12 protein-coding genes are annotated in these 13,182 nt (G+C 65.9%); 5 read left to right on the forward strand and 7 right to left on the reverse strand.

Annotation, left to right across the window (positions count from 1 at the left end; translation table 11 throughout):
- The first annotated feature begins 81 nt into the window (after positions 1 to 81).
- From BM382_RS01920 to BM382_RS01930, 3 genes are all read left to right on the forward strand, one after another.
- Positions 82 to 1,413 carry a response regulator c-di-GMP phosphodiesterase, NosR family gene (locus BM382_RS01920; RefSeq protein ID WP_011061606.1) on the forward strand — a complete coding sequence of 444 codons (1,332 nt, stop codon included), beginning with the start codon at positions 82 to 84 and terminating at the stop codon, positions 1,411 to 1,413.
- 130 nt (positions 1,414 to 1,543) lie between these two features.
- Positions 1,544 to 2,179 carry a LysE family translocator gene (locus tag BM382_RS01925; protein ID WP_011061605.1) on the forward strand — a complete coding sequence of 212 codons (636 nt, stop codon included), beginning with the start codon at positions 1,544 to 1,546 and terminating at the stop codon, positions 2,177 to 2,179.
- 171 nt (positions 2,180 to 2,350) lie between these two features.
- The gene (locus BM382_RS01930; RefSeq protein ID WP_011061604.1) at positions 2,351 to 3,007 is read left to right on the forward strand and encodes a ribonuclease T2 family protein; all 657 of its coding nucleotides are present in this window, start codon (positions 2,351 to 2,353) and stop codon (positions 3,005 to 3,007) included.
- 114 nt (positions 3,008 to 3,121) lie between these two features.
- Here BM382_RS01930 and dapA read toward each other — a convergent pair whose 3' ends face one another.
- Positions 3,122 to 3,970 carry a 4-hydroxy-tetrahydrodipicolinate synthase gene (gene dapA, locus BM382_RS01935; RefSeq protein WP_011061603.1) on the reverse strand — a complete coding sequence of 283 codons (849 nt, stop codon included), beginning with the start codon at positions 3,968 to 3,970 and terminating at the stop codon, positions 3,122 to 3,124.
- Positions 3,971 to 4,313: 343 nt separating this feature from the next.
- Positions 4,314 to 4,853, reverse strand: a complete 540-nt coding sequence (locus BM382_RS01940; protein WP_011061602.1) for a GNAT family N-acetyltransferase — start codon at positions 4,851 to 4,853, stop codon at positions 4,314 to 4,316.
- Between the two features lie 348 nt (positions 4,854 to 5,201).
- Here BM382_RS01940 and BM382_RS01945 point away from each other — a divergent pair, with 348 nt between their 5' ends.
- Together BM382_RS01945 and BM382_RS01950 are read left to right on the forward strand one after the other, a co-directional pair.
- Positions 5,202 to 6,767, forward strand: coding sequence for a methyl-accepting chemotaxis protein (locus BM382_RS01945; protein WP_072441637.1), 1,566 nt, complete (start codon positions 5,202 to 5,204; stop codon positions 6,765 to 6,767).
- Between the two features lie 143 nt (positions 6,768 to 6,910).
- Positions 6,911 to 7,495 carry a LysE family translocator gene (locus tag BM382_RS01950; RefSeq protein ID WP_011061600.1) on the forward strand — a complete coding sequence of 195 codons (585 nt, stop codon included), beginning with the start codon at positions 6,911 to 6,913 and terminating at the stop codon, positions 7,493 to 7,495.
- 13 nt (positions 7,496 to 7,508) lie between these two features.
- Here BM382_RS01950 and BM382_RS01955 read toward each other — a convergent pair whose 3' ends face one another.
- The 5 genes from BM382_RS01955 to BM382_RS01975 form a co-directional block, all read right to left on the reverse strand.
- On the reverse strand, positions 7,509 to 8,387 hold the full coding sequence (locus BM382_RS01955; RefSeq protein WP_072441640.1) for an AraC family transcriptional regulator: 879 nt from the start codon (positions 8,385 to 8,387) through the stop codon (positions 7,509 to 7,511).
- A 25-nt stretch (positions 8,388 to 8,412) separates the two neighbouring features.
- Positions 8,413 to 8,916, reverse strand: coding sequence for a VOC family protein (locus BM382_RS01960; protein ID WP_011061598.1), 504 nt, complete (start codon positions 8,914 to 8,916; stop codon positions 8,413 to 8,415).
- A gap of 85 nt (positions 8,917 to 9,001) precedes the next feature.
- Positions 9,002 to 11,476, reverse strand: coding sequence for a TonB-dependent siderophore receptor (locus BM382_RS01965; protein ID WP_072441643.1), 2,475 nt, complete (start codon positions 11,474 to 11,476; stop codon positions 9,002 to 9,004).
- Between the two features lie 98 nt (positions 11,477 to 11,574).
- On the reverse strand, positions 11,575 to 12,546 hold the full coding sequence (locus tag BM382_RS01970) for a FecR domain-containing protein (RefSeq protein ID WP_072441645.1): 972 nt from the start codon (positions 12,544 to 12,546) through the stop codon (positions 11,575 to 11,577).
- A gap of 3 nt (positions 12,547 to 12,549) precedes the next feature.
- Positions 12,550 to 13,083, reverse strand: a complete 534-nt coding sequence (locus BM382_RS01975) for a sigma-70 family RNA polymerase sigma factor (protein ID WP_072441648.1) — start codon at positions 13,081 to 13,083, stop codon at positions 12,550 to 12,552.
- Between the last annotated feature and the right edge of the window lie 99 nt (positions 13,084 to 13,182).

Here is a 13,182-nt window from a genome sequence, read left to right on the forward strand (position 1 = left end):
AGGATTGTCTGGGAAAAACGCCGCTGCCGAGCCGTCCGTGAGCACGGAGCGGGGCAGCCTATGCCGCACAGGGAGAACCCCATGGAAGATCCGCAGCCGGTTGAGCCAGGTAGGCGTCCACGTGTGTTGCTGGTGGACGACGAGGAGTCGATTCTCAACAGTCTCAAGCGCCTGCTGCGTCCCGAGCCCTATGACGTGCTGCTGGCCAACAGCGGCGCCAGAGCGCTGGAGATCCTCGCCGAAGGCCCCGTCGACCTGGTGATGAGCGACGCGCGCATGCCCGGCATGGACGGCGCGGCCCTGCTGGCCCGGGTGCGGGAGAAGTACCCGGCGGTGCGGCGAATCCTGCTCACCGGTTATGCCGATCTGAACACCATCATCAAGGCCGTCAACGACGGGCAGATCCACCAGTACCTGAGCAAGCCCTGGAATGACGAAGAGCTGCTGCTGATCCTGCGCCAGACCCTGGAGCACCAGCTCGCCGAGCGTGAGCTCAAGCGTTTGCAGCAGTTGGTCCTGGAGCAGAACCAGCAACTCAAGGCCAGCAACGCCAGCCTGGAACGGCATGTGGCTTCGCGGACCGCGGAGCTACAGCAGACTGCCGACATGCTCGACCTGGCCTACGAAGAACTCAAGCACAGCTATGTGACCGCCACCGAGGTGTTTTCGCTGCTGGCCAACCTGCGGCTGCCCGCGGACAAGCAAACCAACCGCAAGATCATCGAACTGGTGCGTGCCTGCTGCAAAAGGTACGGCCTGGACGAGGCCAGCAGCCGCGACCTGACCATGGCGGCGGCCCTGTACAACATCGGCAAGTTGAGCTGGAGCGATGCCATGCTGCTGGCGCCGGCGGACTTGTTGCGCCATACCGATCAGGCGCGCTACCGCGCCTATCCCGAGCAGAGCGAATCGGTGCTGATGGCACTGGAACCGATGCAGGATGCCGCGCGGCTGATCCTTCATCACCAGGAGCGCTGGGACGGCAGCGGCTTTCCCCAGCGCCTCAAGGGCGAGGCGATTCCCTGGGGCTCCCGGCTGTTGAAGCTGGCGGTGGATTTCATCGAATTGCAGTGCGGGCTGATTCTGGAGCGGCACATGAACAGCGATGAAGCCCTGCTGTTCATTCGCAAGTACGCGGGCCGCCTGTACGACCCGAATCTGGTGGAAGACTTTGTCCAGGTCTGTGCCGCCTACCAGAGCGATGTCACCGTCGATGATCCGACGGTCAGGGTCCTAGGAACCCGGGAGCTGCAGGCCGGGATGGTCCTGCGGCGCAACCTGAATGCCGACAACGGCATGTTGCTGCTCAATGCCGGCAAGGTGCTCAGCGAACCGCTGGTGCAGAAACTGATCGCCTTCGAAGCCATGGAAGGGGCCCGCTACAGCATCTTCGTCAGCGTTCCCGACGCCTGAGTGGTGTGTGCGGTCCGTCGTGCTTGCCCGGTGCCGCAGTGATCCGTCATATTTTGCCCCCCCGCGTAGTGGGCGCCCTGAGGTGCTCCGGGCGATTTCGGATCGCGGCGGATGACCCTGGAGCGAACCCATGGATATACCAACCCTGCTGCTGTACATCGTCACCGTCAGCGCGGTGATGATTACCCCCGGCCCCTCGATGTTGCTGGCCTTGAACAATGGCGCGGTGCATGGCATGCGGGTGGCTGGCTGGGGCATCGCCGGCGCGGCGTTGTCCGACCTGCTGCTGATCGGCGCGGTGGGCTGCGGCCTGGGGGCGTTGCTGCAGGCCTCGCAAGAGCTGTTCGTGGTGGTCAAGAGCTGCGGCGCGGCCTATCTGCTGTATCTGGCCTGGGGCTTGTGGCGAGCGCCTACCCGTGCCCTGGCCTGTACGGTGGGCGGGGCCTCGGCCAGCGGCTGGTCGGCGTTTCGCCGGGCGTTGCTGGTGGGGCTGTCAAACCCCAAGGGCCTGCTGTTTTTCTCCGCCTTCGTGCCGCAGTTCGTGCGCCCGGAGCAGCCGGTGGCCGAGCAGTACCTGATCCTGGCCGTGGTCAGCGCCCTGGTGGACTGCCTGATGATGAGCCTCTATGCCGTGGGTGGCCGGCGGGCCATGGCGCGCTTTTCCGCCCGGGTCATGGGCTGGATCAACCGCAGTTGTGCCGGCCTGCTGGCGGTGCTGGCGCTGGGTGTCGGCCTGTATCGGCGCAGTGAGGGCGCTGCCGCCTAGGGCATTGGCGGGTATTCTCCGAGCCGCTGCCTGACCGGCTTCTGCGGGACACCGGGCAATTGCTGTCATGTTCCGGCAACGCCGGCCTGCCAGAAAGATCAGGTTGTTTTCAATCCGTTCCACCCCGATGGCGGGGCCAGGACGATGCGCTTTCCCAAGGAGAAGGTCACGATGAGAAAGTTTTTTACCCTGATGGCAGCCCTGGTGCTGACCCTGGGGATGGTGGGCATCAGCGACGCACGTCAGCCCAAGCAGCAGCGCGATTCGGTGGCGGGTACCTTCGACTACTACCTGCTGACCCTGTCCTGGTCGCCGACCTTCTGCCTGATGCACCCGGAAAACGAGCAGTGCACCGGCAAGGGCTACGGTTTTGTCCTGCACGGCCTGTGGCCGCAATACGCCAAGGGTGGCTGGCCCGAGTCCTGCCCACCCCTGACCCAGCTCAATGCCCAGGAGCGGGCCAAGGGCCTGACCCTGTTTCCCACCGCCAAGCTGATGAACCATGAATGGAGCAAGCACGGCACCTGCAGCGGCCTGGGGGCCATGGGGTACCTGGATGCCGCGGACAAGGCCCTGGCCAGGGTACAGATTCCCGAGGCGCTGCAGCCTTCGACCACGGTGCGCTATTTCGAGGCCAGCCAGATTGCCCAGCAGTTTCGCCAGAGCAACCCGGGGATCGCCGAGAACGGCATCGCCATTCTGTGCAGCGGCCCCGAGCTGTCCGAAGTTCGTGTTTGCCTGACCAAGGACCTGGAGTTCGGCGCCTGCGGCAAAGGCGTGAAGAACCAGTGCCGTGCCGGGCAGATCCGCATTCCGCCCATCCGCTGAAGGCACCTGCAAGAACCCCACCGATGTCGCATCGCTGTAGGAGCTGGCTTGCCGGCGAAAGCCTACCTGGGGCGGGTGCAAGCCGTGGCGGCTTCTTCGCCGGCAAGCCCGCTCCTACAGGGTGCGGAGCAGGGTTTGCAGGGCGGCGCTGCAATCGTGCATCGGTGCTCGCAACTGCGTTCCGATCAACCCCTGGTGGGCCAGCAGTGCCTTGACCGGCGCCGGGTTGGGCTCGGCGAACAGCGCCTTGATCAGCGGCACCAGTTGCATGAAGGTGCTCCGGGCCGCGTCCAGTTGCTGTGCCCGGACCTGTTGCAGCAAGGCGACGAACCGTTGCGGGTGGATATGCGCCGAGGCCGCAATGGCCCCATGGGCGCCCAGGCACAAGGCGTTGAACAGTTGCAGGTCCTCGCCGCACAGCACTTCGATCTGCCCGCAGGCCAGTAGCGCCAGGGTCTTTTCCAGGTTGCCGCCACAGTCCTTGACCGCCGCGATCCGTGGATGGGCCACGATGTTCAGCAAAGTAGCGGTGTCCAGGCTCACCCCGGTGCGGTAGGGAATGTCGTAGACAATCAGCGGCACGCTGGAGGCGTCGGCCACGGTGGCGAAGAAGCTCTCCAGGGCTGCTTGCGACGGCCGGATGTAGTAGGGCGCGGGTACCAGCAAGGCGGCCACCGCACGCTCGAGGATCTGTTCCTGCAGGCTCAGCAGCGACTTCAGGTTATTGCCCGCCAGCCCCATGATCACCTTCCCGGCGGGGGCTCGCTCCAGCACCGCATCGAGCACCGCCAACTGCTCGTCCTTGTCCAGGGCCGCGGCCTCGCCGGTAGTGCCGCAAACCACCAGCCCGGCTACGCCGCTTTCCAGCAGGTGAGTGGTCAAGCGCCCCAGGGCGGCGAAATCGACGGCACCGTCGATGAAAGGGGTGACGATAGGGACCCAGATACCTTGAAACGATGACATGCGTGTTCTCCTGATGGTTGACCGTCGGGTCGTCGTCAGAAGAGTAGAAGGGCGGTAAGCAGGGGGAGGGTGTCCGTAGCGCTTGAGGTCCTGTCAGCTCATCTGACGGGACACAGCGCCCCGGTCACATGAGCGACTGTTTCTTCGATTTAGAGCTGCAGGCCACGCGCGCCTCGACCTTGGCCGACAGGCCAATGGTGCGAAGGATGAAGGGCGTGGCTGGGGACATGGTCGCTGCAGGCTCAAGAATCAGGCGCCCAGTTTTAAAAGCCGGCGACCGCTTTGTCAATCCTCGAATCCGTTGAGTCCGCCGCGCAGGCTGCCAGGGTGCCTGCCCTGAGGCTTAGCCCGGGACTGGGTTGTCCGGCGCGCTGATGCGGTACAGCAGGCTCGGCGCCTGGCCGGGAAAATCATCCAGTTCGCCGTCCAGGCTCAGCCCCAGGCGCTCCAGGGCGCGCCGCGAGGGCAGGTTGTCGGGGCGCACCAGGCCGGTGACCCGCGGTGCATGCAGTTCGCTGAAGGCCAGGTGCAGGGCGGCCCGGGCCATTTCCGCGGCATAGCCCTGGCCCCAGGCCTCGGGGCGCAAGCGAAAGTACAGGTTCAGCCCCGGCTCGTGGCCGAAGAAGCCCTGCATGATCCCGCCGAAGCCGATCAGCCGTTGCGGGTCGCTGCGCAGGGCGATGGCCCAGTAGCCGAAACCGTGCTGCTGCCAGTGTTCGATCCAGCCGTGCAGCTTGTCGGCGCAGGCGGCAGCGTTGATCGGGCCGTTGGGGTTGAAGCGGTTGGTCTGCGGGTCGCCATGGATGGCACAGGCCTGGGGCAGGTCGTCCAGGGTCGGGGCGCGCAGTAGCAGGCGGGCAGTTTCTTGGCAGGAGGCAGGCATTGGCGCGGCTCTATGGCTTAGGGACCTGGAGAAGGTAGGTGATGGGCCATCGGTTCTCAACCAGGGGCGGCCGGGGCATTGCTTGCCAGGCTAAGTATTGATCCAGGTCAAGAGTGTTGAATCTAGTTCCGTTGCCAGGGAAGTTATTTCCCTGGAGGCAATAGCGCGATTAAAAGTGCTATCTAAACTCGATTCGGTCGGGCGCTGGGCAGTTGTTGTAGTGGATTGCTCATCAGGCTCGGGAAAGTTCTGCAGGTACGCAGAAGAAGTCTTCGGGTAATCGCAGGATGCGCCAGTTGCTGTTTGATCATGACGAGCAATTACCAGACTTCCTGCGAGGTTTTTCAAATGAAAAACAATCTCCCGGTGACTCAGCGTGAGCGGGTGTTTCCTGCCGAACAACGGCTTATTTCCGCCACCGATACCCATGGCAAGATCACTTACTGCAATGACGAGTTCGTTGCGGTCAGCGGTTTCAGCCGCGAACAGCTGATTGGCAGCCCGCACAACATCGTGCGCCATCCGGACATGCCCGAAGCGGTGTTCGGCCATATGTGGTCCTACCTCAAGGACGGCAAGAGCTGGATGGGCATCGTCAAGAACCGTTGCCAGAACGGTGATCATTACTGGGTCAACGCCTATGTCACACCGATATTCAGCCAGGGCGTGATTGCCGGCTACGAATCGGTGCGGGTCAAGCCCGAGCGCCAGCAGGTGGAGCGCGCCGCCGCCCTGTACTCGCACCTGCGCAGCACCCGCCTGGCCACGCCCTGGCGCCATCGGCTGCTGGGCGCCGGGGTGTTTGTGCTGCCGCCGCTGCTGGCGGTACTGGCCAGCGCCATGGCCGGCTGGCTGGCCGGGCCCTGGGCCGGGCTGGGAGTGGCGCTGCTCGGGCTCTTTGCCGTGCAGGCCCACGGCGCCTACCGCACCGGGCAGTTGCTGGGGCGCATCAGCGCGGTGTCCCTGGGCAGTTTCGACAGCGAGCTGATTGCCCGCACCTATACCGATGAGCGAGGCCCGGTGGCACGCCTGCAGATGATCCTGATCAGCGAGGCGGCGAAGATCCGTACCGCCCTCAGCCGCCTGGGGGACTACGCCAACCAGGCGGCGTCACTGGCTTCCACCAGCCAGAACCTGTCGCGCCAGGCCGAGTCGGCCCTGGGCAAGCAGCGCGACGAAGCCGACATGGCGGCCACGGCGATGAACCAGATGGCTTCGTCGATCGCCGAGGTTTCGGTGCACATCCATGACACCGCCGCCGCGGCCGACCAGGTCAACGAGCTGACCCAGGTCGGCTCCCAGGAGGCGCGCCGTTCCCGGGTGGTGATCGAGAAACTGGCGGATACGGTGGATGCGGTCAGCCAGTCGGTGGAAGGCCTGGCGCAGGAAACCCAGTCGATCCAGGTGGCGGCGAACATGATCCATTCGATCGCTGAGCAGACCAACCTGCTGGCCTTGAACGCAGCCATCGAGGCGGCGAGGGCCGGCGAGCAGGGCCGGGGGTTCGCCGTGGTCGCCGATGAGGTGCGGGCCCTGGCGTCGAAGACCCGGGAATCGACCCAGAGCATCCAGCGCATCATCCAGAGCCTGCAGCAGGTGGCGGGCCAGGCCGTGGAAGTGGCGCGCCAGGGCAGCGTGGAGGCGCGCTCCGGGGTGGCCCAGGTAGTCAGCACCCAGCAGGCGCTGGACGGCATCAACTCGGCGGTGGAGCGCATTCACCAGATGAGCCAGCAGATGGCCGCGGCGTCGGAGCAGCAGGCCCATGTGGCCGAGGAAATCTCCGAGCAGATCAGCAATATCGCCCGGGTCTCGGACCAGAATGCCGATATTGCCGTGCACTCCTGCAGCATTGGTGGCGACCTTGAGTCCACCGCCCATGAACTCAATGCACTGGTGACCCGATTCAATAGTTGATTGCCGGGCGCGATCCACAAGTTCGTCGCGGCCTGCGCGGTGTCACGACAGCCCGCCACCGGCAGGGTAGTTTTGTTCAATACCGCCTCACCACGGCCTCGTAGTCTGTGCGGCTCCAACCCACAGAGACAAAGAGGCAAGTGATGAGCGTAGTGTTTTCCATGGCGGCCTTTGCCCTGGCGGCCTCCATTACCCCGGGGCCGGTGAACATCGTCGCCCTGGGCAGCGGTGCGCGGTTCGGCTTCCGGGCCAGCCTGCGCCATGTGGCCGGGGCCACCCTGGGGTTTGTCCTGTTGCTGGTGCTGGTCGGCCTGGGGCTGCACGAACTGCTGCGCCAGTGGCCGGCCCTGACCCAGGGCATCCGCCTGTCCGGCGTGGCCTTCCTGCTGTACATGGCCTGGAAGCTGGCCCGGGACGATGGCCGGCTGGATACCGAAGGCCAGCCTCGGGCGCCGTCGGCCTGGTATGGCGCCCTGATGCAGTGGCTCAACCCCAAGGCCTGGCTGGCTTGCGTGGCCGGCATGGGAGCCTTCGCCGCCGATGGCGAGGCGCGGCTGGTGTGGCTGTTCGCGGCGGTGTACCTGGTCATCTGCTACCTGTCGGTGGCCTGCTGGGCCTATGCCGGCAGTTTTTTGCGCCATTACCTGGGCAACCCGGCGGGCATGCGCCTGTTCAACCGGGCCATGGCCGCCTTGCTGGCAGTCAGCGCGGCCTGCCTGCTGCTTTGAATGCAGCTGGGCGTCAGTGGGCCTGGGGTTCGCCGCGCCTGGCCCGTCGCGGCCCCTGGTACTGGCCCGGGGTGGCCCCCAGATGCTGCTTGAACGCACGCTGCAAGTGCGCCTGATCGGCGAAGCCCGCGGCCTGCGCCACCTCGGCGATCGGCACGCCCTGGCGTAGGCGGGCCTGGGCGAACTGCACCCGCCGGTTGACCAGGTAGGCATGGGGCGCCATGCCGTACTGCTGCTTGAAGGCGCGGATCAGGTAGGAGGCCGAAAGCTGCGCAGCCTGGCAGATCTGTTCCAGGTCCAGGGGCTCGGTACAGTGCTGGCGGATGAACTGCGCGGCCCGTTCAAGCTTGTGGTTGTTCTCCCGGGGCGGGGCCTTGGCCGGGTTCAGGCGCTGTTGCAGCTCGCTGAAGAACGCCACCACGCAGCTGTGCTTGTGCAGCGTCTCGGCCTGTGGGTCCACGAGGGCGTGGTACAGCTGCTCGAGGTCGGCGAAGAGTTGCGGGTCGTCGCTGCTGGTTTCCTCGAAGGGCTGGAACTGCAACTCGGGGCTCACGCCCAGTTCATGTTGCAGGCGGGTCAGCCAGGGCGTGTCGACGTACAGCATGCGGTACGACCAGGGCTGGTCGTCGATGGGGTTGCAGGCGTGGACCACCCCGGGGTTCATCAGCACCACGGTGCCGGCGCCCACCTGCCTTTGCGTCTGCTCGCTGACGTAGGTACTGACACCTGCGGTGATGCAGCCGATGGAGAACTGCTCATGGGCATGAGCGCAATAGCAGACCTTGCGCCCGTCGGCGATGGAGCGGGCCTCGATGAAGGGCAGGGCCACATCGCGCCAGAAGAGGGGGGCGTCTGCAGAGGGCGGGGCGGTTTTCGTCAAGGCCATATCCATCGCTCAAGGACCGGCCACGAGTGTATTAGCTTCGCGCGTCGAAGGCGCGTTGCAGCGTCGCGATATCGAGTTTTTTCATCCCCAGCAGGGCCTGCATCACCCGCTCGGAACGGGCCGGGTCGGGGTCGCACATCATCTGCGCGAGCGTCTGCGGCACGATCTGCCAGGACAGCCCGAAGCGGTCCTTGAGCCAGCCGCATTGCTGGGCCTGTTTCGGGCCGCCAAACCCCAGGGCATTCCAGTAGTGGTCGAGTTCGGCCTGGGTGCGGCAGTGCACTTGCAGCGACACCGCTTCGTTGAAGGTAAACGCCGGGCCGCCGTTGAGGGCACTGAAGCCCTGGCCGTCAAGCTCGAACGTCACGTTCATCACCGAGCCTTCGGCGCGGCCATGGAACTCGAAGCCGGCCTTGCCGTAGTGGCTGACGTGGGTGATGCGCGAGTGCTCGAAGATCGAGCAGTAGAACTGTGCGGCCTCGTGGGCCTGATGGTCGAACCACAGGCACGGGGTGATGGTCTGGATGCGTTGCATGGGGGCGCTCCTCTGCGGGTTGAGCACGCTCGCACAAGCGTAGTCAACCCGCAGCCGGAGCGGGCTACCGTGGATCGGCGCGGGGCTAGAAGTCCCAGCGGGTGGCCAGTTGCAGGCTGCGCGGCTCGCCGTAGAAGCCGGTGCTGAAGTTGCCGATACCGGTGTAGTACTTCTTGTCGAAGAGGTTCTTCACGTTCAGGGTCGAGCTCAGGTGCTGGCTGAACTGGTAGCGGGCCATGGCATCCACCAGGAAGTAGCCGTCCTGGGTGATGCGCGAGTCATGCCCGCCATTGACCGTATCGCTCGGGTCGGGCTGGTACACCTTGCCGAAGAACTGGCTCTGCCAGTTGACCCCGCCGCCCACCGTCAGGCGGTCCCAGGCGCCGGGCAGGTGGTAGGTGCTGAACAGCCGCGCCACCTGCTGCGGTTCGGTGCTCTGCAGCACCGAGCCGTAGACGTAGTCGTGATTGGCGTCGCGGGTGTGGTTGTAGCTGTAGCCGGCCGACAGGTTCCAGCCTTCGCTAAGTTCGCCAGCCACCTCGACCTCGAAACCCTTGGTGGTCGCGCCTTTGGTCGGGCGGTAGATGGCGTCGATGCCCCAGCCGTCCACCAGTTGCGCGACGTTGTCCTGCTCGGTGTGGAACACCGCGAAGCTGGCGTTGACCCGGCCATCCAGGTACTCGGCCTTGATCCCGGCTTCGTAGCTGTCGCCCTGCACCGGGTCGAGGATCTTGCCGTCGACGTCCTTGCTCATCTGCGGCTGGTAGATGCTGGTGTAGCTGGTGTACAGCGAGTAGCTGTCGTTGAGGTCGTAGACCAGCCCGGCATAGGGGGTGACCACGCCGGTCTGCTGGTAGCGCTGGCGTGCGTCGGGGCTGTTGGGGTCGAGGTAGCGGGTGTTGTCGATGCCCTTGAAGTCGCTGACCCGGGTGCCGAGGATCACCGCCAGGTCGTCGGTGGGCTTGAGGCGGGTGGCCAGGTAGGCGCCGGTCTGGCGCTGGAGGATGTCGTTGTCGCCGATCTTCGGGATGTCCGGCTTGGCGAACTCGCCGCGCCAGTCGTAGATGCTGCCGCCCACTGGCGGGTACACCGAACCGTGGACCGGGATGTCCTGTTTGGCGTTCATCAGCATGAAACCGGCGATCAGCTCGTGCTCGCGGCCGAACAGGCTGAAGGGCCCATGCAGGTTGATGTCCAGGTTGTCCTGGCGCTGGTCGCCCTTGAACTTGCCCATGTACATGAACATGCCGTCGCCGGTGGTCGGGTTCGGATTGCCGCCGCTGGCGGAGCCCAACAGGGTGTCGTGCTGGCGGCGCAGGCGGTCGTAGCTGACCTTCAGGGTCCAGTCATTGGCCAGTTGCTGTTCCAGGGAGGTGAACAGGGTCTGGTTCTTGAAGTCGCGGCGGCTCCAGTCGGTGGCCGGGTTGAACGAGCGGGAGAAGCGGGTGCGCGAGCCGTCGCTGAAGTACATCGGGAAGCCGGTCCAGGTGGCGCCTCGGGAACGGGTGTTCTGCTGGTCCAGGCCGAAGGTCAGCAGGGTGTCCGGGGTCAGGTCGGCTTCGAGAATGCCGTAGGCGATGTCCTTGGTGTTCTGGTAGTGATCCAGGTACGAGCTGCGATCCTGATAGACCCCGACAAAGCGTCCGCGCAGGTTGCCGCTTTCGGTCAGAGGCCCAGAGATATCGCCTTCGCTGCGGTAGTTGTCCCAGGAACCGACGGTGCCGGTGACCGAGGCCTTGAACTCTTTGGTCGGCCGCTTGCGGATCAGGTTGACGGTGGCCGACGGGTCACCGGAGCCGGTCATCAGGCCGGTGGCGCCCTTGATGATTTCCACCCGGTCGAAGGTCGCCATGTCGGTGCTGGTGGTGCCGTAGTCGTAGACCCCGTCGTAGGTGGCGTTGACCCCGTCGTACTGGAAATTGGTGATGGGCAAGCCGCGGCTGGAGAACTCCCAGCGCTCGCTGTCGTAGTTCTGCACGCTGACCCCGGGGGCCCGGCGCAGGGTGTCGGCGATGCTGGTGGCGCCCTGGTCGTCCATCTGTTGGCGGGTGATCACCGTCACCGTTTGCGGGGTTTCGCGCAGCGACAGGTTGAGGCCGGTGGCCGAGGCGCTGGCCCCGGTGGTGTAGCTCTGGCTGCCTTCGGTGACGCTGCCCAGGCCCTGGGCGGAAATCTGCGTGGTGCCCAGTTGCAGCGGGCCGCTGGTGGCGGGAAGTACCTTGAGCACATAGCCGCCGCTGACCGCCTGGGCTTGCAGCCCGGAGTTTGCCAGCAGCAGTTGCAGGGCCTCTGCGACGCTGTAGCGGCCGTTCAGGCCGGGGCTCTGCTTGCCGGCGGCCAGGTCGTTGTGCCCGGCAATGAACACCGCGCTCTGCTCGGCGAAGCGGTTGAGCACCGTGACCAGCGGCCCGGGGCCGATGCTGTAGCTGCGCCGTTCAGCCTGGGGCTGGTTCTGGCCCGCATCGGCAGCAGCGTGGGCCCAGGGCGCGGCGCCGCACAGCAGTGCGGTGCACAGGGGCAGGGTATGAAAGGGCAGGCGCGAACGACGGGGTGATGGCATGGGGTTCCCTTGTGGGTCGGCAATGTGAGGACTGTTACCGGGTTAACCGAAGGGCGTCGGAAAAAGGGAACCTGCCAGGTGAAAAAAGTTTTCCGGCTTCAGGTACGTGGCTCCAGGGTCACCCACCAGGACGCCAGGCGCTTGACCCGCACCGGCAACGCCGCTTCCAGCAGGGCCAGGGCCTGGTCGGAGTCGTGCAAGGGGAAAGAGCCCATCACCGGCAGTTGGGCGATGGCCGGGTCGCAACCCAGGTGGCCGTTGCGATAGCGCCCCAGTTCCTCCAGCAGTTGCTCCAGGGGCAGGTTGTCGGCCAGCAGCAGGCCGTGGCTCCAGGCTTCGCGGGCGGCACTGGCGACCTGCAGCGGCCCCAGGGTGCGGCCATCGAAGCGCAGCTGCTGGCCGGCATTCACCACCTGCAAGCCACTGGCGCTGCGTACCTCCACCGCGCCGGCGTAGACGTTGAGCAGGCTGTCGCTGGCGCCGCAGCGCACGCTGAAGCGCGTGCCCAGGGCGCGCAGGCGGCCGTGTTCGGTCTGCACCAGGAATGGCCGCTGCGGGTCCTTGGCGGTGTCGATGAGGATTTCCCCCAGGTGCAACGCCAGCAGCCGCTGCTCGGTGCTGTAGCGCACATCCACCGAGCTCAGGGCATTGAGCCACAGGCGCGTACCGTCGCTGAGCAGCGTGTCGCGGACTTCCCCGGTGCCGGTGGCGTAGTCGGCACGCCAGCGGCTCAGGGCCTGGGGCAGCGGGCTGTTGCGCCAGGTGCCCCAGCCCAGGCCAGCCAGCAGCAGTGCACCGAGCACCTGGCGCCGTGCCAGGGCCGGACGTCGGGCGGCGCTCAGGGCGCGGCTGGCGGATGGGCGGGTGTTGGCCTCCTGCAATGGCAGCAGGCGCTGGCTGACCCGCTCGACATAGCTCCAGGCCTGGCGGTGTTCCGCGCTCTGCTCGAACCAGTCCCGCCACTGGCGACGCTGTTCGTCGCTGCTGCCCTGGTCCTGCAGTTGCACGTACCAGTGCGCGGCCTGTTGCAGGCAGGCGTGGCTGAGCCGGCCGCCGGGTCGAGGGTCCATGGTTCAGTCCACCAGCAGGCCGTCGAGTTCGGCCTCCAGCAGTGCGCAATGCAGCAGGGCCTGGGCCAGGTACTTCTTCACCATGCGCTCCGATACCCCCAGCTCATCGGCGATGGCCTGGTAGGGCCGGCCGTGCAGTTGAGCGAGGATGAAGGCCGTGCGCACCTTGGCCGGCAGGCGGCTGAGCATGGCGTCCACTTCGTACAGGGTCTCGACAATGATTGCCTGCTGCTCCGCCGAGGGTTGCACCGCCTGCGGGCGTGCAGCCAGCGCCTGCAGCCAGGCCTGCTCCAGTTGCCGGCGCCGCCAGTGGTCGATGCACAGGCCCCGGGCCACGGTGGCCAGGTAGGAACGCTGGTGGACCTCGTCACGCAGCACCGGCGGGCGCTTGAGCACCCGGACAAAGATGTCGTGGGCCAGGTCGGCGGCGTCCCAGGCGTGATTCAGGCGCCGGCGCAACAACTCGTAGAGCCAGCGGTGATGGGCGTCGTAAAGGCTGTGGACCGAGTCCGGGCTGGCGAGAGGCGTGGAGGGCAAGGAGGCGTGTCCGCTGGCGATCTGGTTGTAAATGGGAATTGATCGCGATTAAAGCAAAAGCCATCGGCCCCTGCAAACGATATCGCCGCGCCCTGGCGC

This window comes from Pseudomonas sp. NFPP25 (genome assembly GCF_900116505.1).
Taxonomy (GTDB): Bacteria; Pseudomonadota; Gammaproteobacteria; order Pseudomonadales; family Pseudomonadaceae; genus Aquipseudomonas; species Aquipseudomonas protegens.

Bases quoted from the DNA above. Each gene is read 5' to 3' on its own strand.
- BM382_RS01955 (WP_072441640.1), bottom strand. From the start codon at position 8,387: ATGGATATGGCCTTGACGAAAACCGCCCCGCCCTCTGCAGACGCCCCC.
- BM382_RS01950 (WP_011061600.1), top strand. From the start codon at position 6,911: ATGAGCGTAGTGTTTTCCATGGCGGCCTTTGCCCTGGCGGCCTCCATT.
- BM382_RS01920 (WP_011061606.1), top strand. From the start codon at position 82: ATGGAAGATCCGCAGCCGGTTGAGCCAGGTAGGCGTCCACGTGTGTTG.
- BM382_RS01945 (WP_072441637.1), top strand. From the start codon at position 5,202: ATGAAAAACAATCTCCCGGTGACTCAGCGTGAGCGGGTGTTTCCTGCC.
- BM382_RS01940 (WP_011061602.1), bottom strand. From the start codon at position 4,853: ATGCCTGCCTCCTGCCAAGAAACTGCCCGCCTGCTACTGCGCGCCCCG.
- BM382_RS01925 (WP_011061605.1), top strand. From the start codon at position 1,544: ATGGATATACCAACCCTGCTGCTGTACATCGTCACCGTCAGCGCGGTG.
- BM382_RS01960 (WP_011061598.1), bottom strand. From the start codon at position 8,916: ATGCAACGCATCCAGACCATCACCCCGTGCCTGTGGTTCGACCATCAG.
- BM382_RS01970 (WP_072441645.1), bottom strand. From the start codon at position 12,546: ATGGACCCTCGACCCGGCGGCCGGCTCAGCCACGCCTGCCTGCAACAG.
- BM382_RS01965 (WP_072441643.1), bottom strand. From the start codon at position 11,476: ATGCCATCACCCCGTCGTTCGCGCCTGCCCTTTCATACCCTGCCCCTG.
- BM382_RS01930 (WP_011061604.1), top strand. From the start codon at position 2,351: ATGAGAAAGTTTTTTACCCTGATGGCAGCCCTGGTGCTGACCCTGGGG.
- dapA (WP_011061603.1), bottom strand. From the start codon at position 3,970: ATGTCATCGTTTCAAGGTATCTGGGTCCCTATCGTCACCCCTTTCATC.